Origin of the sequence: Sphingomonas sp. PWP1-2, from assembly GCF_049898305.1 — a bacterium.
GTDB classification, from domain to species: domain Bacteria; phylum Pseudomonadota; class Alphaproteobacteria; order Sphingomonadales; family Sphingomonadaceae; genus Sphingomonas; species Sphingomonas glacialis.
This window is the reverse complement of record NZ_JAFCXM010000002.1, coordinates 712434-734946: the sequence shown is the minus strand read 5'-3', so window position 1 is coordinate 734946 and position 22513 is coordinate 712434. Positions and strand designations below refer to the sequence as shown.

The 22513-nt window shown below is 67.1% G+C and carries 19 protein-coding genes; 18 read left to right on the top strand and 1 reads right to left on the bottom strand.

Annotated elements, in window-relative coordinates; translation table 11 throughout:
* Positions 1-2 precede the first annotated feature (2 nt).
* The 12 genes from ACP7C5_RS08215 (at position 3) to ACP7C5_RS08160 (ending at position 11074) form a co-directional block, all read left to right on the top strand.
* Complete coding sequence (locus ACP7C5_RS08215) at positions 3-881, top strand: DUF1932 domain-containing protein (RefSeq protein ID WP_426263855.1); 879 nt, start codon at positions 3-5, stop codon at positions 879-881.
* Positions 878-1903 (top strand): amidohydrolase family protein, encoded by a 1026-nt coding sequence (locus tag ACP7C5_RS08210; RefSeq protein ID WP_426263854.1) that lies wholly within the window; start codon positions 878-880, stop codon positions 1901-1903. Before ACP7C5_RS08215 ends, ACP7C5_RS08210 begins: the two co-directional genes overlap by 4 nt.
* Positions 1900-2931: a Rieske 2Fe-2S domain-containing protein gene (locus ACP7C5_RS08205; protein ID WP_426263853.1), complete on the top strand. Its 1032-nt coding sequence runs from the start codon at positions 1900-1902 to the stop codon at positions 2929-2931. The genes ACP7C5_RS08210 and ACP7C5_RS08205 overlap by 4 nt, the downstream gene beginning before the upstream one ends.
* Positions 2928-3398, top strand: coding sequence for a protocatechuate 4,5-dioxygenase subunit alpha (gene ligA / locus ACP7C5_RS08200; protein WP_426263852.1), 471 nt, complete (start codon positions 2928-2930; stop codon positions 3396-3398). Before ACP7C5_RS08205 ends, ligA begins: the two co-directional genes overlap by 4 nt.
* Before the next feature lies 1 nt (position 3399).
* Positions 3400-4242 (top strand): class III extradiol dioxygenase subunit beta, encoded by an 843-nt coding sequence (locus ACP7C5_RS08195; RefSeq protein WP_426263851.1) that lies wholly within the window; start codon positions 3400-3402, stop codon positions 4240-4242.
* Entirely contained in the window at positions 4239-5180 is a 942-nt protein-coding gene (locus ACP7C5_RS08190) for a Gfo/Idh/MocA family oxidoreductase (RefSeq protein WP_426263850.1), read from the top strand. The genes ACP7C5_RS08195 and ACP7C5_RS08190 overlap by 4 nt, the downstream gene beginning before the upstream one ends.
* On the top strand, positions 5177-6355 hold the full coding sequence (gene pobA / locus ACP7C5_RS08185) for a 4-hydroxybenzoate 3-monooxygenase (RefSeq protein ID WP_426263849.1): 1179 nt from the start codon (positions 5177-5179) through the stop codon (positions 6353-6355). Before ACP7C5_RS08190 ends, pobA begins: the two co-directional genes overlap by 4 nt.
* Positions 6356-6437: 82 nt before the next feature.
* Positions 6438-6959, top strand: a complete 522-nt coding sequence (locus tag ACP7C5_RS08180; protein ID WP_133187872.1) for a DUF1993 domain-containing protein — start codon at positions 6438-6440, stop codon at positions 6957-6959.
* 121 nt (positions 6960-7080) lie between these two features.
* Positions 7081-8757 carry a chloride channel protein gene (locus ACP7C5_RS08175; RefSeq protein ID WP_426263848.1) on the top strand — a complete coding sequence of 559 codons (1677 nt, stop codon included), beginning with the start codon at positions 7081-7083 and terminating at the stop codon, positions 8755-8757.
* 160 nt (positions 8758-8917) lie between these two features.
* Positions 8918-9478, top strand: coding sequence for a YkgJ family cysteine cluster protein (locus tag ACP7C5_RS08170; RefSeq protein ID WP_426263847.1), 561 nt, complete (start codon positions 8918-8920; stop codon positions 9476-9478).
* 109 nt (positions 9479-9587) lie between these two features.
* Positions 9588-10400, top strand: a complete 813-nt coding sequence (locus tag ACP7C5_RS08165; RefSeq protein WP_426263846.1) for a glycoside hydrolase family 16 protein — start codon at positions 9588-9590, stop codon at positions 10398-10400.
* A complete protein-coding gene (locus tag ACP7C5_RS08160; RefSeq protein WP_426263845.1) occupies positions 10397-11074 on the top strand; it encodes a DUF6445 family protein in 678 nt (225 codons plus the stop codon). The genes ACP7C5_RS08165 and ACP7C5_RS08160 overlap by 4 nt, the downstream gene beginning before the upstream one ends.
* Here the strand turns inward: ACP7C5_RS08160 and ACP7C5_RS08155 are convergent.
* Positions 11071-13323, bottom strand: coding sequence for a beta-glucosidase (locus ACP7C5_RS08155; protein ID WP_426263844.1), 2253 nt, complete (start codon positions 13321-13323; stop codon positions 11071-11073). The genes ACP7C5_RS08160 and ACP7C5_RS08155 overlap by 4 nt on opposite strands.
* A gap of 215 nt (positions 13324-13538) precedes the next feature.
* Here ACP7C5_RS08155 and ACP7C5_RS08150 point away from each other — a divergent pair, with 215 nt between their 5' ends.
* The 6 genes from ACP7C5_RS08150 to ACP7C5_RS08125 all read left to right on the top strand — a co-directional run bounded on the left by ACP7C5_RS08150 (position 13539) and on the right by ACP7C5_RS08125 (position 22513).
* Positions 13539-16610 (top strand): TonB-dependent receptor, encoded by a 3072-nt coding sequence (locus ACP7C5_RS08150; RefSeq protein ID WP_426263843.1) that lies wholly within the window; start codon positions 13539-13541, stop codon positions 16608-16610.
* Positions 16611-16716: 106 nt separating this feature from the next.
* Positions 16717-18240 carry a tryptophan halogenase family protein gene (locus ACP7C5_RS08145; protein ID WP_426263842.1) on the top strand — a complete coding sequence of 508 codons (1524 nt, stop codon included), beginning with the start codon at positions 16717-16719 and terminating at the stop codon, positions 18238-18240.
* Positions 18240-18962, top strand: coding sequence for a SapC family protein (locus ACP7C5_RS08140; protein ID WP_426263841.1), 723 nt, complete (start codon positions 18240-18242; stop codon positions 18960-18962). Before ACP7C5_RS08145 ends, ACP7C5_RS08140 begins: the two co-directional genes overlap by 1 nt.
* A complete protein-coding gene (locus ACP7C5_RS08135) occupies positions 18955-19986 on the top strand; it encodes a cupin-like domain-containing protein (protein ID WP_426263840.1) in 1032 nt (343 codons plus the stop codon). The genes ACP7C5_RS08140 and ACP7C5_RS08135 overlap by 8 nt, the downstream gene beginning before the upstream one ends.
* Positions 19983-21461 (top strand): tryptophan halogenase family protein, encoded by a 1479-nt coding sequence (locus tag ACP7C5_RS08130; protein WP_426263839.1) that lies wholly within the window; start codon positions 19983-19985, stop codon positions 21459-21461. The genes ACP7C5_RS08135 and ACP7C5_RS08130 overlap by 4 nt, the downstream gene beginning before the upstream one ends.
* A 5-nt stretch (positions 21462-21466) precedes the next feature.
* Positions 21467-22513 (top strand): LacI family DNA-binding transcriptional regulator, encoded by a 1047-nt coding sequence (locus tag ACP7C5_RS08125; protein ID WP_206365646.1) that lies wholly within the window; start codon positions 21467-21469, stop codon positions 22511-22513.

Genomic DNA, 22513 nt, shown 5'->3' with positions numbered 1-22513 from the left:
GCATGGCGACGCAAGATCCCAGTTTCATCGGTTTTGGAGAGGCGGCGATGGCCTTCGCCGGTGGCCTCGCGGCATCGGGATATGACCGCGAGCTCGCCTATCCCGCGACGCGCGCCGCCAAACTGGCGGACTTCGCCACGCTGCATGCAGAAGCCGTGATGACCAACCGCGAGGCGGTCGAGGGCAGGGCGGTGATCCTGTCGCTCGTCACCGCCGACCAAGCGCGCGCTGCCGCCGAAGAAACCGCGCGTTCGATCGCTCCCGGCGCGCTGTTCTGCGACCTCAACTCGGTCGCCCCCGAAACCAAGCGGCACGCCGCGCACGCGATCGAGCAGGCCGGTGGCCGCTATGTCGACGTGGCGGTGATGGCGCCGGTGCATCCGCTCGGTCGCAAGGTGCCGCTGCTTGTGGCCGGCCCCCATGCCGAAGCGGGCGCCGAGGCGCTGACCGCTATCGGCTTCACCAACGTCCGCATCGTCGGCGCGAGCATCGGCGCCGCAAGTGCGATCAAGATGATCCGCTCGGTGATGATCAAGGGCCTTGAGGCGCTCACCGCCGAATGCCTGCTCGCCGCCGAGGCGGCGGGGGTGCGCGAAGAAGTGCTCGCCTCGCTCGACGCGAGCGAACGCGCGCGGCCCTGGGCCGAGCGCGGCGCCTACAATCTCGAACGGATGATCGTCCATGGCGGCCGCCGCGCCGAGGAAATGGTCGAAGTCGTCAAGACGCTCGACGGCCTCCGCACCGGCTCGGCGATGGCGCGCGCCACCACCGAGCGTCAGCGCGCGATCGGCGCACTCGGCGTCGCCCCCACCGACACCCTCGATTCCACGCTCGCGCTCCTCAACGCGCGGCTTTCTCCTGCTTTCGGATGTGCCGCATGACCCTCGTGATCGACTGCCATGGCCATTACACCACGGCCCCACCTCAGCATGATGCCTGGCGCGCCGAACAGACCGCGGCGTTCAAGGCGGGCACTCCGGTCCCGGCCTACCCCGCTATCAGCGACGACGAGATCCGCGCGACGATCGAGGCGAACCAGCTCAAGCTGATCCGCGAGCGCGGCGCCGACATGACGATCTTCAGCCCGCGCGCCTCGACGATGGCGCCGCACGTCGGCGACGAGAGGATCGCGCTGCAATGGGCGCAGGTGTCGAACGACCTGATCGCGCGCGTCTGCGACCTGTACCCGGAAACCTTCGTCGGCGTGTGCATGCTGCCGCAGAACCCGCAGGCCGACATGGCCGGCTCGATCGCCGAGCTCGAGCGCTGCGTTACCGAGCTTGGCTTCATCGGCTGCAACCTTAACCCCGATCCCGGTGGCGGCCATTTCACCGCGCCGCCGCTGACCGACCGCTTCTGGTACCCGTTCTACGAGAAGATGGTCGAGCTCGACGTGCCCGCGATGATCCACGTCTCGGGATCGTGCAATCCGGCGATGCACGCGACCGGCGCCTATTACATCGCCGCCGACACGATCGCGTTCATGCAGCTGATCCAGGGCGACCTGTTCCGCGATTTCCCCACGTTGCGCTTCATCATCCCGCATGGCGGCGGCGCGGTGCCGTATCATTGGGGGCGCTATCGCGGGCTTGCCGACATGCTCAAGCAGCCCGATCTGGCGACGCATCTGATGAACAACGTGTATTTCGACACCTGCGTCTATCACCAGCCCGGCGTGAACCTGCTGGCCGAAGTGATCGACAGCAAGAATATCCTGTTCGGCAGCGAGATGGTCGGCGCGGTGCGCGGGATCGATCCGCAGACCGGCCACTATTTCGACGACACGAAACGCTATGTCGACGCGCTCGCCATCCCCGAGGCGGATCGCGCGGCGATCTTTGCGGGCAATGCGCGCCGCGTCTTCCCACGGCTCGATGCCAAATTGAAGGAGCGCGGACTGTGAGCACCTGGGTCACCAACGCCTGGTACGTCGCCGGCTGGGACAGCGAAGTCGATCACCAGCCGCTCGCGCGCACGATCTGCGGCGTGCCGATCATGCTCTATCGCAAGCTCGACCGGCAGGTGGTGGCGATGCGCGATGCCTGCCCGCACCGCTTGCTGCCGCTGTCGATGGGGATCCGCGAGGGCGATTCGATCCGCTGCAAATATCACGGGCTGAAGCTCGGCCCCGACGGCGTCGCCGAGGAAATGCCGCTCAAGACCGACCGCGTGAACACGCGCGTCTGTGCCGAGACCTATGTCGTCGCCGAGAAGCATCGCTTCGTGTGGCTGTGGGTCGGCGACAAAGCCCGCGCCGATGAAGCGCTGATCCCCGATCTGTGGCCATGCTCGACGCCGGGCTGGACCTTCGACGGTGGCTATTATCATGTCGCGGCCGACTACCGGCTGATGATCGACAATCTGATGGACCTGACGCACGAGACGCACGTCCATTCGGGCTCGATCGGCCAGCCCGAGCTGATGGAAGCGCCGCTCCAGACCCGCGTCGAGGGCGACCGCGCCTATGTCGCGCGCTGGATGCCGGGCGTCGATGCGCCGCCCTTCTGGCGCGGCGCGCTCAAGCAGCCGGGGCCGGTCGACCGCTGGCAGATCTGCGAATTCCTCGCGCCCTCCTCGGTGATGATCGACGTCGGCGTGGCGCCGGTCGGCGCGGGCGCGACGCTCGAGAGCCATGACCAGGGCGTGCGCGGGATGGTGGTCGATTGCATGACCCCCGAGAGCGAAGGCACGATGCACTATTTCTGGGGCATGGCGCGCAGCTTCGACCAGGACGATCCCGGCTTCACCGCGCGCTTCAAGCGCGCACAGGGCGGCGTGTTCCTGGAGGACAAGGAAATCCTCGAGGCGCAGCAGCGCGCGATCGCGCTCAACCCCGATCTCAAGCTCAACGCCTACAATATCGACGAGGGCGGCACGCGCGCGCGGCAGATCATCCGCCGCCTGATCGCCGCCGAGGCGGCAAGGGCATGACGGCACCACGCGACATTCACGCCTATCTCGCCGAGCTGGAGACGATCCCCGGCACGCGCGTCTACACCGCGGCGCGGGCGCGTAAAGGCTTCCACCTCAACCAGTTCGCCTTCAGCCTGATGCAGGCCGGAAATCGCGAACGGTTTAAGGCCGACGAGCGCGCCTATCTCGACGCCTGGCCGCTCACCGACGGGCAAAAGGCGGCGGTGCTGGCGCGCGATTACAACGCGATGCTCGACGTAGGGGGGAACATCTATTTCCTGGCGAAGATCTTCTCCACCGACGGCAAGAGCTTCCAATATGCCGCCGGCACGATGACCGGCATGAGCCAGGAGGAATATGCCGCGATGATGCTCGGCGGCGGGCGCTCGCCCGAGGGCTTGCGCTCGCATGCCGAGCAAGCGGCGCTCGCCGAGGTGGCTGAGATCGCCGCCGAAATCCCCAACGCGCCGACGGCGGAGAACTGACATGGCCCGCATCACCGCTGGCATTACCACCAGCCACATCCCCGCAGTCGGCGCCGCACTCGACAACGGCAAGGCAGACGAGCCCTATTGGCAGCCGGTCTTCGCCGGCTACGAGTTCGCGCGGGCCTATGAGCGCGACACCAAGCCCGACGTCGTGATCCTGGTCTATAACGACCACGCCTCGGCGTTCGACATGACCTTCATCCCGACCTTCGCGATCGGCTGTGCCGAGAGCTTTCCGATCGCCGACGAGGGCTGGGGCCCGCGCCCGGTGCCCGAAGTGCAGGGCCATGCCGATCTCGCCTGGCACATCGCGCAGAGCTGCATCCTCGACGAATTCGACATGACGATCATCAATGCGATGGCGGTCGACCACGGGCTGACCGTGCCGATGTCGCTGATGTTCGGGCAGGTCGATGCCTGGCCGGTCAAGGTCGTGCCGATCGCGGTCAATGTCGTCACCTATCCGCCGCCGTCGGGCAATCGCTGCTGGCTGCTCGGCGAGGCGATCGCGCGGGCGGTGGCGAGTTACCCCGAGGATCTCAACGTGCAGATCTGGGGCACCGGCGGGATGAGCCACCAGCTCCAGGGCCCGCGCGCCGGGCTGATCAACAAGGCATGGGACACCGCCTTCCTCGACAAGCTCACCGCCGACCCGGCCGCTTTGCGGCACATGCCGCACATCGACTATCTGCGCGAAGCAGGGAGCGAGGGGATCGAACTCGTCATGTGGCTCATCATGCGCGGCGCGCTGGGCCCCGAGGTGCGCGAACTGCACCGTCATTATCACGTTCCGGCGTCGAACACCGCCGTCGGCCATATCGTTCTGGAGCCATTGCCATGAAGATCGCCCTCGCCGGTGCCGGCGCTTTCGGGGAAAAGCATCTCGACGCCCTGCAGAAGATCGACGGAGTCGAGGTCGTTTCGATCGTCGGCCGCCGATTGGAGCCGACCCAGGCGGTCGCCGCCAAATATGGCGTGCAGCATGCCTGTACCGAGCTCAGCGAAGCGCTCGAACAGCCCGGGCTCGACGCGGTGATCCTCGCCACTCCGACGCAAATGCATGCCGAGCAGGCGATCCAGTGCATGGTGGCGGGCAAGCATGTCCAGGTCGAGATCCCGCTGTGCGACAGCCTCGCCGATGGCGAAGCCGTTCTCGCTAAGGCCGAGGAAACCGGGCTTGTCGCGATGGTCGGCCATACGCGGCGCTTCAACCCGTCGCACCAGTATATCCACGACAAGATCGTCGCGGGCGACCTCGCCGTTCAGCAGATGGACGTGCAGACCTATTTCTTCCGCCGCAAGAACATGAACGCCAAGGGCGAGGCGCGCAGCTGGACGGACCATCTGCTCTGGCACCACGCCGCGCACACCGTCGACCTGTTCGCCTATCAGGCGGGGCCGATCGTCCAGGCCAATGCGATCGCCGGGCCGCTCCATCCCGAGCTCGGCATCGCGATGGACATGTCGATCCAGCTCAAGGCCGAGAGCGGCGCGATCTGCACGCTGTCGCTGAGCTTCAACAATGACGGGCCGCTCGGCACCTTCTTCCGCTACATCTGCGACAACGGCACCTGGATCGCGCGCTACGACGATCTCGTGACGGGGCGCGAAGAGCCGATCGACCTGTCGGGCGTGGCGGTGTCGAGCAACGGCATCGAGCTGCAGGACCGCGAATTCGTCGCGGCGATCCGCGAGGGGCGCGAGCCCAATGCGAGCGTTGCGCAGGTGCTGCCGTGCTACCGCATCCTCGACCAGCTCGAGCGTCAGCTCGCGTCATGACCACGCGCCGCACCCAGGTCGCGGTGATCGGCGCCGGACCCGCCGGGCTGCTGCTCGCGCATCTGCTGCGCGCCGAGGGGATCGACGTGATCGTGATCGAGCGCCAGACGCCCGATTACGTGCTCGGACGGATCCGCGCCGGGGTGCTCGAACGCGGCACGACCGATCTGCTCCACCAGCTCGGGCTCGGCGCGCGACTGACCGCCGAGGGGATGGTCGAAGATGGCTTCAACCTCGCCGATGGCGAACATCTGATCCGCATCGACATCGCCGCGCTGACCGGCAAGCGCGTCACCGTCTACGGCCAGACCGAGGTGACGCGCGACCTGATGGATGCGGCGCCGGCCCGCGGGATCGAGATCGTCTATGGTGCTTCGGATGTCGCGCTGCATGATCTTACCGACGACCGGGCGGCGGTGACCTTCAGCGTCGACGGCGTCGAACAGCGGATCGAGGCCGATTTCATCGCCGGCTGCGACGGCTTTCACGGCCCGTCGCGCAAAGCGATCCCGATGGCCGAGCGGCGCGAGTTCGAGCGCGTCTATCCGTTCGGCTGGCTCGGCATCTTGGCCGACGTGCCGCCATGCCATCCCGAGCTGATCTACGCCAACGGCCCCAAGGGATTCGCGCTCGCCTCGATGCGCTCGCCGACGCGGAGCCGTTATTACATCCAGGTGCCGCTGACCGACCGGATCGAGCAATGGCCCGAGGCGCGTTTGTGGGACGAGTTCGAGGAGCGCTTCGCGCCGCTCGCCGCCGGCCCGGTGACGCGCGGGCCTGCGCTCGAAATGTCGATCGCGCCGCTGCGCTCCTATGTGTTCGAGACGATGCGCTACGGTCGGCTGTTCCTTGCCGGCGACTCCGCGCACATCGTGCCGCCGACGGGTGCGAAGGGGCTCAACCTCGCCGCGTCCGACGTCGCCTATCTCAGCCAGGCGATGATCGCGCATTACCGGCGCGGCGACGATAGCGGGCTCGACGGCTATCAGGCCAAGGCGCTCGCGCGGATCTGGAAGGCCGAGCGTTTCAGCTGGTTCCTGACCAAGCTGATGCACCGCTTTCCCGAGGACGGCCCGTTCGAACACCGCATGCAATCCGCCGAGCTCGCCTATCTCGCCAGCTCGACCGCGATGCAGACGGCGGTGGCGGAGAATTACGTCGGCCTGCCATTATAAGAGGTTGAACCGGGTCAAGAACGGACGTGGACCCGCAGCGCCCGACGCTGCATAAGGCGCCGACCGCAATGGGAGCCGGACGATGACCTTTTCGCTATACGATGCCGTGGTGCCGTCCAACCTTCAGATCCTCGGGGCGATCGACGCGCTGCTCGACAAGGCCGCGGCGTTCTGCGCCGAGCAGGGGACCTCCGAGGCCGAGCTGATCGATGCCCGCCTCGCGCCCGACATGCTGCCGTTCGGCTATCAGGTTAAGTCGTGCGCGGCGCATTCGATCGGCGGGATCGACGGCGTCCGCGCGGGCACCTTTTCCCCGGATATGAAGCCCTGGCCAACCGACTTCGCGAGCCTCCACGGCGTCGTGCAGGACGCCATCGCGAGCCTGAAAGCGATCGACCGTGCGGAGTTCGATGCGCTGGCCGACAGCGATACCGAGTTCGCGTTTGGCGAGACGCGGATGCCGTTCACGGGCGCCAATTTCCTGCTCTCCTTCTCGCAGCCGAACTTCTATTTTCATGCCACCACCGCGTACGCCATCCTGCGCGCGCAGGGCGTCAAGCTTGGCAAGCGCGACTTCATCGGCATCCCGCGCCTGAAGCGCTAAGCCTGATCGACCCGCGACGGCGCAGGCCGTCGGCGCGGGTCGATTCCGTCGATAAGGACATCCCCTGCGCGCCGTAGCCCTCTTGAAATGGTTTCGCCGCCGCGTGCGCGCGAGCGAAGCGATGTTCATCGTACTCGCGACGATCGTGGGGGCGGGGGCCGGTCTGCTGAGCGTCGTCCAGGGGACGATGGCGCGGACGATCCAGCGAATCCTGTTCGGGCTGCCGCCGGGCCAGCGGCTCAGCGCCGTACCGTCCCTGCCGCTGGCTGCGTTGCTCGTGCTCCCGGTCGGCGGGCTCGTACTCGCTGCCTTCTCCTGGGGCGTGCGCGCGCGGCGGCGGCGGTTGGTCGACGCGGTCGAGGCGAATGCGCTCCATGGCGGGCGGATGACGCTCGGCGACAGCTTGGTGATTTCGGGCCAGACGGTGATTTCGAACGGATTTGGTGCGTCGGTCGGGCTCGAGGCGGCTTACGCCCAGCTCGGCGGCGCGCTGGCGTCGCTCGCGGGCGGGGCGTTCAATCTGCGGCGTGCCGATCTGCGTAATCTTGTCGGCGCTGGCACGGGGGCGGCGATCGGCGCCGCGTTCGGGGCGCCGCTGGCCGGTGCCTTCTACGCCTTCGAGATCGTGATCGGTGCGTACACGCCGTCGGCGCTCGCGCCGGTGGTCGCAGCGGCGCTCGCGGGGACCTTGGTCGCGCAAGGCCTGGGCGCGCAGCCCTATGTCATCGACGCTGCGACGATGCCGACCGAGACGCATCATTACCTCATCTATGCCGGGCTCGGTGCGATCTGCGCGGGGCTCGGGATCGTGCTGATGCGCGCGGTGGCCTTGGTCGAGGCGGGCACGCGGCGGCTGCCCCTGTTCGATTGGGCACGGCCAGCGATCGGCGGGCTGTTGCTGATCCCGATCGCGATGATCTCGCCGCAGGCGCTGTCGGCGGGGCATGGCGCGCTCCATGCCGATCTCGCGCTCGGTGCGCCGCTGACGCTCATCCTGATGGTGTTGCTGGTGAAATGCGCGGCGTCGATCGTGTCGCTCGGCTTCGGTTTCCGCGGCGGGCTGTTCTTCGCGTCGCTGTTTCTCGGCACGCTGGTCGGTCATCTGTTCGCAGGTGGATTGGCGCTGGCGATCGGCCACGATGTCGTCGATCCGCGCAATGCCGCGCTCGTCGGGATGGCAGCGCTTGCGGTCGCGGTGGTCGGCGGGCCGATGACGATGGCCATGGTCGTGCTGCAGGCGACGCAGGATTTCGCGCTGACCGGCGCTGTGCTGGCGGCTGCGCTGGTCTCCTCGACGATCGTGCGCGAGACGTTCGGCTACAGCTTCTCGACCTGGCGGCTGCATCTGCGCGGCGAGACGATCAAGAGCGCGCGCGACGTCGGGTGGGTCAAGACCTTGACCGCGGGGCAGATGATGCGGCGCGGCGTCGCGGTGGTGGCGGCGGACACGCCGCTTGGCACGTTCCGCAGCCATGTCCCGCTCGGATCGTCGAGCCGTACCGTGCTGGTCGATGGCGCGACGCATTACGCCGGCATCGTCCAGACGCCGGCAGCCTATGCCGAGGGCCTCGATACCCACGCCGCGGTCGGCCAGCTCGCGATCAACGTCGACGCGGCGCTGACGCCGGGAATGGACATTGCCGAGGTGATGCGGCGCTTCGACGCATCGGGCGCCGACGAACTCGCCGTCCTCGACGACAATCGCGCGGTGCTCGGCATCCTGTCGGAATCGTTCGTCCGGCGGCGCTATGCCGAGGAGCTCGAAAAGACAAAGCGCGAGCTGTTCGGCGAACGCTAGCCCCGCCGCCCTGTCCCCGCGCGCGCGCGTGTACCCGGGCGGAGGACGGACGCGCGCAGTTGCCGACGCCCGCTCCAGCTGCGCGCACCGCATCGCGGAACAGCTCCTCGCCGACCGACGATGGTTGACGGCGTACGCCGTCGTGCGGCACTCCCGTCGGGTGGAGACAGACCCCGACTTGGAAACCACGTTGCTCGGCCCGGTCCTCGCCGACCGCGCGTGTGGCGATTGCACCGCGTGTTGCACCGTTCTCACGGTCAACACGCCCGAGTTCGCAAAGCCCGCGGGAACGCCGTGCGTTCACCTTACGACGCTAGGATGCGGCATCCACGCCGTGCGCCCCCGTATCTGCCGCACCTGGTTCTGCGCGTGGCGGCGCGTCGCGCGCATGCCCGAGGACGCGCGCCCCGACCGATCGGGCCTGCTCGTCTCGCTCACCTTCGTCCAGCACCCGCAAAACTGCCTCGAAGGCGTGTCGATCACCGTCCGCGCGCTCGAGGGGAGCAACGCGATCGAAAACGGCATGGCCGCCGCGGTGCTCGACAGCGTGTGCGATCGGTTGGTCCCCGTCTGGTTCAGCGACGGGTCCGAGAAGATGTTGATGCACCCCGACGCCGAAATTGCCGGCTTCGTCCTCTCGGGCGACCCCGCACCCGCCGAACTCCACGACGAAGTCGTCGCCTGGCGCGCGCGCTACGGCGTTTTCGCGTCCGACGCTTAGTCGCGCGCGCGTGACCCTCGCCGATGCGCTGGTTTCAGTCGCCTCCGCGCTTTAAAGGGCTTGCAGACACGACGACGGGAGCTCGATCTGTGCTGGACGAGGTGACACGATGACGGCTGTAGCGATCCTGCTGGCACAGGCGGTCAGCCTGGCCGCGACCAACTATTCGATCGACGTGCCGATGCGCGCGCCCGTGGCGCCGCCGGTCTGGGCGGACGAGTTCAACCAAAAGATCGACCAGACCCGCTGGCGTTTCGACACCGAGCGCAACCTGCAGGGCTGGGCCAATCACGAGAAGCAATATTACGCCGCCGACCGGCGCGAGAATGCGCGGATCGAGCACGGGGCGCTGGTGATCGAGGCGCGGCGTGAGGCGCTGCGCGCCGAGCCCGACTGGGGTGGGCAGGCATACAGCTCGGCCAAGCTCGTCAGCCGCGAGTCGCTCGGCTACGGTTTTTACGAAGTGCGCGCCAAGCTGCCGTGCGGGCGCGGCACCTGGCCCGCGATCTGGTTGCTGCCCCAGAGCGGAACGTGGCCCGATATGGGGGAGATCGACCTGATGGAGATGGTCGGCTGGCAGCCACGCGTGGTGCATGCCACGGTGCATAGCGGGGCGTTCAATCATGTACGCGGTACGCAGCGCGGCGCCGAAACCCGCATTGCCAGCGCGTGCTCCGCCTATCACCGGTATCAACTCGACTGGCAGCCCCATTCGATCACGATCGGCGTCGACGGCCATGGCTATATGCGCGTTGTCGACGATCAGCCGGGCGGACATGCCGCCTGGCCGTTCACTGTGCCGTATCGGCTGATCCTCAACCTCGCGGTCGGCGGTGATTGGGGCGGGGTCAAGGGAATCGACGATGCCGCGCTGCCGCAGCGCATGTCGGTCGACTACGTCCGCTACTGGCGCGCACCGTGAGCGAACCCGCGATCACCGTCCACCGCGTCGGGCGCGAGGCGCAGCCGGTGGTGGTGATCGACGGCTTTTCCGCCGAGCCTGATGCGTTGCGCGCGGCCGCGATCGCGGCGAGCTTTGGTCCTGCCGCGCAGCATTACCCGGGTATCCGCGCGGCGCTTCCGCCGGCGTATGTGCCCACGCACCTCGCGGTGTTGGCGAGCGTGCTCGGCCCGGTGCTCGGGCGCGGCGGTGCGGTCGACCTGATCGACGCGAGCTTCTCGATCGTCACGACGCCGCCCGCAGCGCTCGATATCCGCCAGCGCTTGCCGCATTGCGACGCGTTCGGCGCCGACCGGATCGCGCTGGTCCACTATCTCGCCCCGCACCATGCCGACGGGACCGCCTTCTTCCGGCATCGCTCGACCGGGTTCGAGACGATCGACGAGGAACGCGCCCCGATCTTCTTCGGCCAGCTCGAGGCCGAGCTCCGCCACGGCGGCGTGCCGCCCGCGCGCTATGTCACGGGCGATACGCCGCTGTTCGAGCGCACCCTCGAAATCGAGGCGCGCTACAACCGCGCGCTCGTCTACCCGAGCTATCTGCTCCACAGCGGCGCGATCGCGCCCGACGCATTGCTGTCGGGCGATCCCGCGGACGGGAGGCTGACGGTCACCGCCTTTCTGTCGGTCGGTTAGGGTTTCATCGTCGCCGCGGTCACGTTCGCGGTCGAAACAAGCGCGCGATCGGTCGCATCATGCGCCAGTGCCACCCGGTAGCGGCCACCCGCGACCCGCCAGCCGGGCAGCGCCGGATCGTAATCCGCGAGGATCCGCGGCTCGGCGACGAGCGTGACGCGCTTTGCCTCGCCCGGCTTCAGCGTCACGCGCTGGAATGCCGCGAGTCGCATCGGCACCGCGGTGCCGTCGCGCGTAACGTACATCTGCGGCACGTCGGCGCCCGCAACGCGTCCGGTATTGACGACCTCGAAGCTGATGCTGAGCTTGGCGCCGCCCGTCACCACCGGGTTGCGATAGGCGAAGCGCGTGTAGCTAAGCCCGTATCCGAACGCGAAGAGCGGCGTGACACGCGTCTTTTCATACCAGCGATACCCGACATCGGCACCTTCGGTGTACTCGATCGGGAAGCTCGCCAGTTGATGGTCGCTGGCATGGCCGGGGTCGGCGGCGGCCTGCGCCTCGGCGCTGGTCAGGCGGTCGAGCCCGACGGGAGCGGCGCGCGGTGCCTGGCTTGCACTGGCGGGGAAGGTGATCGGCAAGCGACCCGATGGATTGACGCGACCGGTAAGGATGTTGGCGATGGCGGGGCCGCCACGCTGGCCGGGATACCAGGCCTGGACGACTGCTGGCACCGCCGACAGCCACGGCATCAGCACGGGGCCGCCTGTTTCCATCACCGCGATCGTCCTGGGCTGCGCGGCGGCGACCGCGGCGATCACGTCGTCCTGCCGGTCGGGCAGCGAAAGGTCGGCGACGTCCTGCGCCTCGGTCGCCCATTGCGTCGCGAACACGATTGCGACGTCGGCAGCCTTGGCGGCGGCAGCGGCGGCGGCCGGGTCGCGGCCATCGATCCATGTGACCTGCGCTTGCGGCATCGCCGCGCGGATCGCGAGCAGCGGCGAGGAGGCGTGCCAGGTGATGCGCGCAAACGACGACGCGGCACCGCTGGTGAGCGGGATCTCGACCGGCGCGCCGCCGACCGAACGCACCTGGCTCGATCCTCCGCCCGACAGGACGCCGACATCGGCACGCCCGCCGATCAGCACGACGCGCTTCGTGGTGCGGGAAAGCGGCAGGAGGTTGCCCTCGTTCTTGAGCAGGACGATCCCGGCTTCGGCCGCGCGCTGTGCGACTTCGGCATGCGCGTCGTACGAGATCGGCTGCGCGGTATCGGCGGGCGCATCATAGGCGCCGGTCTCGATCAGCCCGGTCAGATAGCGGATCACCATGGCGTCGAGCCGCGCCATCGGCACGCGGCCGGCGGCGATATCGGTCTTAAGCGGATCGCCGAAATAGATGGCGCGGTCGAGTTCCTGCCCCGATTCCTGATCGAGCCCGGCGTTCGCCGCCTTGGCGGTCGAATGCACCGCGCCCCAATCGCTCATCACCCAGCCGCGATAGCCCCAGTCGCGCTTGAGCACGTCGTTCATCAGATGCGCATTCTCGCACGCCCAGTCGCCATTGACCTTGTTGTACGCGCACATCACCGAGCCGGGCTTGCCCGTCTCGATCGCGATCTGGAAGGCGAGCAAGTCGCTCATCCGCAGCGCCGCCTCGCCAATCCTGGCGTCGACGACGGTCCGGCCGGTTTCCTGCGAATTGAGGGCGAAATGCTTGACCGTCGAAACGATGTGGTTCGACTGGACGCCAGCGATGTGGGCGCCCGCCAGCATGCCCGAAAGCAGCGGATCCTCGCCGAGATATTCGAAGTTGCGGCCGTTCCACGGATCGCGTGTCAGATTGACCCCGCCGGCAAGCAGCACGGTGAAGCGCTTGGCGCGCGCTTCGGCGCCGATCATCGCGCCGCCGGCCCGCGCGATCGCGGGATCGAAGGTTGCCGCGGTCGCGAGGCTCGAGGGGAGGGCGGTCGCGACGTCGCCCTTGCGCTGTTCGATCTGGTTGGCGACGCCAAGCGAGGCGTCGCTTTCGCGAATCAGCGGAACACCCAGGTGCGGAATGCCATCGATATGGCCGGCCGACGGAATCAGCTCGTTTGGCGTCTTGCCCTTGGCCATTGGCGGGAAGAGTCCGTGAACGAGCGCGATTTTCTCGTCGAGTGTCATTTTGGCAACGATCGCCGCCGCACGCGCGCGCGCGTCCTGCGCCGCAGCTTTCGCGGGCGATTGGCGCGCGACGACGGGCGACGTGCAGGCGATGCCGGAAAGCAGCGTTGCGCCCAGCAGCCAGCGGTGAATCGTCTTCGCCATTTCAGAAATCCTCCCAGATCTTGGCGCGCTGCCCTCGCCGACGCGGGCTACCCCGCGTGGCAGTGCCGCCGCCTGCGGTGCCTAGACAGCACATCCCGGGAACGTTCACAACCACCCGTTTCCGCCAGTTCGTCGACTTGACAATCGCTTTGCTGCGGAACAAGTGAACGTTCTCAAATCAAGAGGGCGCAGGGGTAACGCGCCGCTCAGGGAGGATGATGATGGGGGGCTTTAGCAGCCGTTTGGCGACGCGTTTGGCGCTTGGCGTATCGACGCTCGCGCTCGCGGGCTATCCGATGATGGCCGTTGCGCAGGACGCGGCATCGACGATGGGCAACACCGGTCCGTCGACCACACAGGACGCGCCTACCGGCACCGCGACGACGCAGAGCACCGCGACCGCAGACGGGACCGATGCGAGCGGCGATATCGTCGTCACCGGCATCCGCGCCTCGCTCCGCAGCTCGATCAACCTCAAGCGCAACGCGCAGGGCATTGTCGACGCGATCTCGGCCGAGGATATCGGCAAGTTCCCCGACACCAACCTGGCCGAATCGCTCCAGCGCATCACTGGCGTGTCGATCGACCGATCGAACGGCGAAGGCCAGTTCGTCACCGTCCGCGGCTTCGGCCCCGAGTACAATCTCGTCACGCTCAACGGCCGCCAGCTCGCGACCTCGACCATCGGCGACGGCAACAGCGCGCCGGTCTCGCGCTCGTTCGATTTCGCGAACCTCGCTTCGGAGGGCGTCGCCGCGCTCGAAGTCTACAAGTCGGGCCGCGCGAGCGTTCCGTCGGGCGGCATCGGTTCGACGATCAACATTCGCACCCCGCGTCCCTTCGACAAGCCGGGGATGCGCGGCTCGCTGTCGGCGCGCGGTGTGGTCGACACGTCGCAGAATGGCGGCAAGGACGTGACGCCCGAAGTTTCGGGCATCTTCTCCGACACCTTCGCCGACGATCGTATCGGCGTGCTCATCCTCGGTTCGTTCCAGGAGCGGCGTTTCAGCGCGAACCAGGCCAATGTCGGCTTCCGCGACGGCTATCTCGGTGCCGAGAACAATTGGGGTTCGCTCGCGCAACCAGGCGACCCGCGCGCCGCCAACATCGCCAATCGCCCGGGCGCGACCGACGTCTATCAGGTGCCGCAGAACGCGGGCTACGACGTCGTCAACGGCAAGCGCCAGCGCATCAACGGGCAGGCGGTTCTCCAGTTCAAGCCGACTGACACCCTGACCGCGACGTTCGACTATACCTATTCGCGCAACACCGTCGACATTCGCGATAACAGCGTCGGCATCTGGTACAACCACAACGACACGTCGAGCTCGTGGACCAACGGCCCTGTCGCGGGCCCGAACTTCTACACCGAGCGGTTCGGCGCGGGCGAGACCAAGGATCTGGCGTATTCGGCGTCGCAGACGTCGGCGCGCAGCGAGAACAAGGCGATCGGCGGCAACCTCACTTGGAAGGGGCCGGGCGGGGTCACCGTCGTGCTCGACGTCAATCACTCGACCGCGACGTCGAAGCCCAACAGCCCGTACGGCAACAGCAACTCGGTCGGCACCGCGGTATTCGGCGTCCAGAACCAGACGATCAACTTCCAGAACCAGCTGCCTGTCATCTCGTACAACATGTATTCGGGCATCGATCCGCTCAATGCCGCGAACATCGTCCCGACCGGCAACGCCTTCCGCAATTCCTACTTCCGCGACGAGATCAACCAGATCCAGCTGAAGGGGCATTACGATCACAGCCACGGCTTCCTCGAAAGCCTCGACTGGGGCGTGCAATACACCGACAACAAGGTCCGCTCGGCCTATAGCGTGTTGCAGAACGACACGTGGGGCGGAACCGGCGGCGACAGCGCGGCGCAACGCGCGGCGGCGGCGGCATTGCTGCCCGACAGCCTGTTCACGCTGACCAGCATTCCCGACAAGTTCTCCGGGATCAGCGGCGCGAATTCTGCGGACATCGTCAAGTCGTTCTACACGTTCGACCTGCCAAGCGTCGTCAAGCTGCTCGACCAGGCGTACAAGATCTGTGGCGGGGCCGGCCAGTGCCTGCTTCCGTACACCACCGATTCACGCGTCCGCGAGAAGACGATCGCGCCGTACTTCCAGTTCAACGGCAAGTTCGACGTGTTCTCGGTGCCCGGCCACATCATCGGTGGCGTGCGCTACGAAACGACCGACGTCAGCGCGACCGCGCTCGTGCCGAACCCATCGGGCGCGCGGCAGAATTCGCAGAACGAGTTCAACATCCTGTTCAACGGCAACGGTTTCACGTCGTTCAAGGGTAGCTATCAGAACTGGCTCCCGTCGGTCGATTTCGACATCGAGCCGACCGACACGATCAAGCTGCGGGCGTCGTACAGCCACACCATCACCCGTGCGGACTATGGCAGTCTGCAGGGCGGTCGCCGGCTCGATCAGCTGTTCCGGGTCGGCGGTGGTACCGGCTCGGTCGGCAACCCCAATCTGATCCCGTTCAAGTCGAAGAACATCGATCTGTCGGCAGAATGGTATTACACCAAGGAGAGCTACATCTCGGTCGGCTATTTCCACAAGAACGTGTCGAACTATATCAGCACGACCGTGGTCAATCAGACGATCCCGGGCATTACTTCGCCGACGACGACGTTCAACGGCGTGACGCAGAACGGTCCGCGGTATCAGGCGGCGCTCAATGCACTCGGAGCGAATGCGACCTTCGCCCAGATCCGCGACTATATCGGCGCCAATTATCCGGGCGGCGTGGTCAATGGGACGATCGTTGCGCAGGCGAACGATCCGCTCGTCAACTTCGTGATCCAGACGCCGTTCAACAGCGCGCAGACCGCCAGTGTCGACGGCTTCGAATTCGCGATCCAGCACAATTTCTGGAACACCGGGTTCGGCACGATCCTCAATTACACGATCGTCCGCGGCAATCAGAACTATAACAACCGCTTGCCGTCGAGCGTGCCGCAGTTCGCGATCACGGGTCTTTCGGACAGCGCCAACGCAGTGCTGTTCTACGACAAGAACGGGCTGCAGGCGCGCGCCGCGTATAACTGGCGCAAGGGGTATTTGGCGGGGGCCGGCGTCAACCCGACCTACGTCAATACCTACGGCCAGCTCGACGTCAGCGCGAGCTACGCGATCACCAAGAACATCTCGGTGTTCGTCGAGGGGATCAACGTCAACAGCGAGAATCGCAGCGGCCATCTCCGCTCGGACCGCAATGTCACGTTCGTGACCAAGCAGGATCCACGCTATTCGGCGGGGGCGCGAATCTCCTTCTAGCAACTGGTGCCACCCTCGCGATGCGAGGGTGGCGTTTTCCAGGGCCACGCGGCACAAGCGTCAGCGAACCGGGCCCGAGTACGGACCCCGCAACAGGACGGGCCAATTGGATACGGCCATCTCTAAAGTCGTCATCGTCGGTGGCGGTACCGCCGGTTGGCTTGCCGCGTGTCGTATCGCCGCGGCGGCGCGGCCCTCCGCGGCGCATCCGATCACGGTGACCCTCGTCGAATCTCCCGACGTTGCGACGATCGGGGTGGGCGAGGGGACGTGGCCGACGATGCGCGCGACGCTCGAGCGGATCGGGATCGGCGAGGCCGAGTTCCTGCTCGCCTGCGATGCCTCGTTCAAGCATGGCTCGCGCTTCCACGGCTGGGCGACCGGCGCGGCGGACGACGTTTACTTCCATCCCTTCACGCCGCCCCTGGAAGCCGACGCGCGCGCGCTCGTCGCCGCGTGGCAGGCCGAAGCCGCGGGTGCCGCGTTCGCCGACGTGGTCACGCCGCAATCGCAGGTTGCAGGGCAGTGCCTCGCGCCACGCCAGCGATCGATGCCCGATTATGCGGGCGCGCTGAACTATGGCTATCATCTCGATGCGGGCAAGCTCGCGGCTTTGCTGGTGCGGCATGCGACAGAACGGCTTGGCGTGCGGCACGTGCGCGATCATGTGATCGGTGTCGATCGCACGGCGACGGGCGAGGTGATCGCCGTAAATACCCGCGACACCGGCGCGGTCTCAGGCGATCTGTTCCTCGATTGCACCGGCCACGCCGCGCTGCTCGTAGGCGACGTGCCGTTCATCGACCGCAGCGACGTGCTGTTCAACGATCGCGCGCTGGCGGTGCAGGTTCCGGTCGCCGCCGACAGCCCGATCGCCGCGCAGACCGACGCGACCGCGCATGCGGCGGGCTGGATCTGGGACATTGGCTTGCCCACCAGGCGCGGTGTCGGCTGCGTCTATTCCTCCGCGCACATGAGCGACGACGCCGCGCTGGAAACGCTGAGCGCATATCTTGGCAGCGCCGAACAGATCACGCCGCGCCGGCTGACCTTCCGCTCGGGCCACCGCGAACGCTTCTGGACCGGCAATTGCCTCGCGATCGGGCTCTCGGCGGGGTTCCTCGAGCCGCTCGAGGCGTCGGCGATCGTGACGATCGAGCTGGCGCTCGACGCGCTGCTCGACGACTGGCCGACGCACGAAACGATGCCGCTGACGGCGGCGCGCTTCAACACGCTGTTCCGCTATCGCTGGGACCGGATCGTCGAATTCCTCAAGCTGCACTACGTGCTCAGCCGACGCGAAGGGCGGTATTGGCAGGACCACCGCGATCCGGCGTCAATTCCGCCGCGCCTCGCCGAACTGCTCGCGTTGTGGCAGCACCGGCCGCCGACGCGCGCCGATCTGCCGATGGTCGACGAGCTGTTTCCGGCGGCGAGCTATCAGTATATCCTGTACGGCATGGGGGCACGGGTCCCCGATCCCGGCCCGCTGCGTGGCGGTCCGCTACCGTCGTTCGCCCCGATCGCCCAGCGCACGCGCGGCATGGTCGCGACGCTGCCGCCGATCCGCGCGTATCTCGACGCGTGCCGGGCGGCATCTCAACCGATCGCTATGGAGCATATGAACTGATGGCCAACCACGTCCTGCTCACCAGCGACGATCACCGAACGCTCCGCATCACCTCCGAGCGTAGTGCCGCGCTTGGCGACGCGGTGATGTCGTGCCTGATCGTGCCGAGCGAGTTTCGGCGCGTGCAGAACGAATATCCGATCCTGTTTCGTCTCACCCCACAGCGCGATCGTTTCCAGGCGCTCGCGATGTTCGGGTTCGAACCCGGCGAGAACCTGTTCCTCGCTGGCGAGCGGTGGGAAGCCCGCTACCGTCCGCTCGCGCTCGAGATCCAGCCCTTCCTGATCGGGCATCCCGCGACCGAGGGCGGCGACAAGCAGATCCATCTCGACCTCGACCATCCCCGCGTCGCGACCGGCGGCGAGGGGGTGCGCGTGTTCGACGATCTCGGCCGGGCGACGCCGTATCTCGAGACGATCGCCGCCCAGCTCGGCGAGCTCGATGCCGGCTGGCAAGCGAGCGAAGGCTTCTTTGCTGCGCTCGCGCGGCACGAATTGCTCGAGCCGCTGACGCTCGAGATCACGCTCGCCGACGGCAGCACCAACCGGCTGGTCGGCTATCACGGAATCGCCGAGGAACGGCTGCAGCAGCTCGACGCCGTGGCGCTGGGGGAACTCCACGCCGACGGGCATCTGCTGCCGGTGTTCATGGCGCTCGCTTCGCTCGCCAACGTCGCCGAGCTGGTCGAGCGCAAGAGCCGACGGGGCGACCTGCGTGGCTGAAGCCGTCCCCGGCGTCTTCAAGGATCTCGCGTCCGTGCCCGAGGTCGAGGTCGCCGACGCGGCCGAGCTCGACGCGCGGCTGCGCGCGGCCGATGCGCCGTTCGTCGTGCGCGGGCTGGTCAAGGACTGGCCGCTGGTCGAGGCGGGGCGCCGCTCGTCGCGCGACGCGCGCGCTTATCTGCTGCGTCACCACCGCGACACCGCCTTCACCGTCGCGATCGGCGAGCCCGGCGGCGATGGCCGGCTGTTCTACGATGCGGCGATGGCGATGAATTTCCGCACGCTGCGCGCCAAGCTGCCCGACATCTTCGGGCGGATCGACGCGATCGAAGGCAAGGCGGGGGCGCCGCCGGTCTATCTCGCCTCGATCGACATGCACCAGTTCTTCAAGGGTCTGTATGAGGCGAACCATGTCGATCTCGGCGATCGGACGTGTCTTGCAAGCATCTGGATCGGCACCAGGACGCGGATCGCCGCGCATAACGATCTGCCCAACAATCTGGCGTGTGTGGGCGTGGGGCGGCGGCGTTTCACGCTGTTCCCGCGCGAGCAGTTCCGTAATCTCCATCTCGGGCCGATCGACAATACGCCTGCCGGGCGCGCAATCAGCATGGTCGATTTCCACGCGCCCGACGCGCAGCTGCACCCGCGTTTCCCCGACGCGCTCGCGCACGCCCAGGTCGCCGAACTCGAGGCGGGCGACGCGCTCTATATCCCCGCGCTGTGGTGGCATCACGTCGAGGGGCTCGCCGATTTCAATGTGCTGGTGAACTATTGGTGGCGCGAGACGCCGCGCTGGATGGGCTCGCCGCAGGATGCGCTCAACCATGCGTTGCTTGCGATCCGCGATTTGCCCGCCGACCAGAAGCAGCATTGGCGCGACCTGTTCGACTATTACGTGTTCGACAACGGCGACGACGTGACCGCGCATATTCCGGACGCGGGTCGCAGCATCCTCGCCCCGCTCACCCCGGAAAGCGCCGACCGCATCCGCGCCTTCCTGCTCAGGAACCTCAGCCAATGATTGCCAGCCCACGCCGTATCGTCGTTGCCGGGGGCGGAACCGCGGGCTGGATGGCCGCCGCCGCGATCGCGCGGACGATGGGCCGCACCGCCGAAGTGACGCTGATCGAATCCGATGCGATCGGGACCGTCGGGGTGGGCGAATCGACCATCCCGCCACTCGTCACCTACAATCGGCTGCTCGGCATCGGCGAGGCCGATTTCATGCGCGCGACGCAGGCGACCTTCAAGCTCGGCATCCTGTTCGATGGCTGGAAGGACGGGACCGACCGGTATTTCCACTCGTTCGGGACGACCGGGCAGGACCATTGGTCGGCCGGCTTCCAGCATTTCTGGATGAACGGCCGCGAGCGCGGGCATGACGCGGCTTACGACGCCTATTGCCTCGAGCTGGTCGCCGCGATGGAGGGCAAGTTCGCGCATCTCCCCGACGAGCGGATGAACTACGCCTATCAGCTCGATTCCTCGCTCTATGCGCAATTCCTGCGACGGATGGCCGAGGGTGACGGCACGCGGCGGATCGAAGGCAAGATCGCGCGCGTCGCGCTCGATGGCGAGACCGGCGACGTCGCCGCGCTGCATCTGGAATCTGGCGTGGTCGTCGAGGGTGACCTGTTCCTCGACTGTACCGGCTTTCGCGCGCTGCTGATCGAGCAGGCGTTGCACGCCGGCTATGACGACTGGAGCCACTTTCTGCCGTGTGACTCGGCGATCGCGGTGCAGACCGAGAACGTCCGGCCACCCGTTCCCTATACGCGCGCGATGGCGCACGATGCGGGCTGGCAGTGGCGCATCCCGCTGCAGCATCGCACCGGCAACGGCATCGTCTATTGCAGCCGCTACCTCGACCGCGACGCCGCGCTCGAGCGCCTGCTCGGCAATGTCGAGGGCACGGTGCTGACCGAGCCGAACAACATCCGCTTCGTGACCGGCGCGCGGCGCCGGCAATGGCACCGCAACGTCGTCGCGATCGGGCTGTCGGGCGGGTTCATGGAGCCGCTCGAATCGACCAGCATCCATCTCATCCAGCGCGCGATCCTGCGGCTGATCCGGATGATGCCGGGCGGCGCGATCTCGCCGCGCGACGTGGCCGAATTCAACGACCAGCAATTCGCCGACATGGAGCAGATCCGCGACTTCCTGATCCTCCACTACAAGGCGACCAACCGCCGCGACTCCCCGTTCTGGCGGCAATGTGCGGCGATGGAGGTGCCCGAGAGCCTGGCACAGAAGATCGCCTTGTTCCGCGAGACCGGCCGTGTGTTCCGGCGCAACGAGGAACTGTTCGCCGAGAATAGCTGGGTGCAAGTGATGCTGGGGCAGGGGATCGAGCCTGCCGCCTATCACCCGATCGCCGACAAATTGCCCGATGAAGAACTGGCGCGGTTTCTGGGGACGCTGCGCGAGAATGTCGCCCGCACCGTCGCCGGGTTGCCGGCGCATGCCGACTATGTCGCGCAATATTGCGGCGGCTGAGCGGGATGGCGCGCAGACGGCAGGCCGTCACGATCAAGCATGTCGCGGCGGATGCAGGGGTGTCGCTGCAGACCGTCAGCCGTGTCGTCAACAAGGAGGCCGGCGTTCGGCCCGAGATGGTCGCGCGGGTGCAGGAAGCGATCGACCGGCTCGGCTACGTCCCCTCGATCGCGGCGCAGCGGATGGGCGGTTCGCGCTCGTATCTGATCGTCGCGCTCAACGACCGCGAGCGTACGATCGCCGACTGGCGCGCGCGTGAGGGAACCGACTGGGTCGACCAGATGCTGCTTGGCGGCATGTTGACTTGCGCGACCTACGGCTATCGCATGATCGTCGAGCTGGTCGACACGCATAGCGACCATATCGCGCGCGAGCTGATGGGGGCGATCGCCGCGCTCCAGCCCGACGGCGTGATCCTGACGCCGCCGCATTCGGAAAATCCGCTGATCATCGACCTGCTCGAGGCGCAGCGGATCAGCTTCGCGCGGATCGGCTCGCGGCGCGCAGGCGCGGGTTTCGCGCTGACGATGGATGACGAGCGCGCGGCACAGCTGGCGACGAAGCACCTGATTGCGCTTGGCCATCAGCGGATCGGCTTCATCGCCGGCCCTTCCGAATACACGTTGAGCGGGTGGCGCATCGACGGCTGGCGCGCGGCGATGGCGGCGGCGGGGCTCGCCGACGATCTACTCGCCCGCGGCGATTTCGGCTATGCGTCGGGCCGGGCCGCAGCGGCGGCATTGCTCGACGCGGCCGAGCCGGCGACCGCGATCATCGCCAGCAACGATCAGATGTCGCTCGCCACGCTCGAACTGTGCCGCGAGCGCGGGATCGCTGTGCCGCACGATGTGTCGCTGATCAGCTTCGACAACACCCCGATCGTCCGCTTCACGCATCCGCCCCTCACCGCGATCGACCAGCCGATCGCCGATCTGGCCGCGCGCGCGGTCGAACTCATTATCGGCGAGCTTGCGGGACGCGAGGCACCCGAGCAGCCGATCATCGTGTCGGCGAAGCTCGAACTGCGGCAATCGACCGCACCGCGCCGCTGA

What these genes read in the sequence shown, in the direction of transcription:
- ACP7C5_RS08215 (WP_426263855.1), top strand. Translation starts at nt 3, where the DNA reads ATGGCGACGCAAGATCCCAGTTTCATCGGTTTTGGAGAGGCGGCGATG.
- ACP7C5_RS08210 (WP_426263854.1), top strand. Translation starts at nt 878, where the DNA reads ATGACCCTCGTGATCGACTGCCATGGCCATTACACCACGGCCCCACCT.
- ligA (WP_426263852.1), top strand. Translation starts at nt 2,928, where the DNA reads ATGACGGCACCACGCGACATTCACGCCTATCTCGCCGAGCTGGAGACG.
- ACP7C5_RS08195 (WP_426263851.1), top strand. Translation starts at nt 3,400, where the DNA reads ATGGCCCGCATCACCGCTGGCATTACCACCAGCCACATCCCCGCAGTC.
- ACP7C5_RS08190 (WP_426263850.1), top strand. Translation starts at nt 4,239, where the DNA reads ATGAAGATCGCCCTCGCCGGTGCCGGCGCTTTCGGGGAAAAGCATCTC.
- pobA (WP_426263849.1), top strand. Translation starts at nt 5,177, where the DNA reads ATGACCACGCGCCGCACCCAGGTCGCGGTGATCGGCGCCGGACCCGCC.
- ACP7C5_RS08180 (WP_133187872.1), top strand. Translation starts at nt 6,438, where the DNA reads ATGACCTTTTCGCTATACGATGCCGTGGTGCCGTCCAACCTTCAGATC.
- ACP7C5_RS08175 (WP_426263848.1), top strand. Translation starts at nt 7,081, where the DNA reads ATGTTCATCGTACTCGCGACGATCGTGGGGGCGGGGGCCGGTCTGCTG.
- ACP7C5_RS08165 (WP_426263846.1), top strand. Translation starts at nt 9,588, where the DNA reads ATGACGGCTGTAGCGATCCTGCTGGCACAGGCGGTCAGCCTGGCCGCG.
- ACP7C5_RS08155 (WP_426263844.1), bottom strand. Translation starts at nt 13,323, where the DNA reads ATGGCGAAGACGATTCACCGCTGGCTGCTGGGCGCAACGCTGCTTTCC.
- ACP7C5_RS08150 (WP_426263843.1), top strand. Translation starts at nt 13,539, where the DNA reads ATGATGATGGGGGGCTTTAGCAGCCGTTTGGCGACGCGTTTGGCGCTT.
- ACP7C5_RS08140 (WP_426263841.1), top strand. Translation starts at nt 18,240, where the DNA reads ATGGCCAACCACGTCCTGCTCACCAGCGACGATCACCGAACGCTCCGC.
- ACP7C5_RS08130 (WP_426263839.1), top strand. Translation starts at nt 19,983, where the DNA reads ATGATTGCCAGCCCACGCCGTATCGTCGTTGCCGGGGGCGGAACCGCG.
- ACP7C5_RS08125 (WP_206365646.1), top strand. Translation starts at nt 21,467, where the DNA reads ATGGCGCGCAGACGGCAGGCCGTCACGATCAAGCATGTCGCGGCGGAT.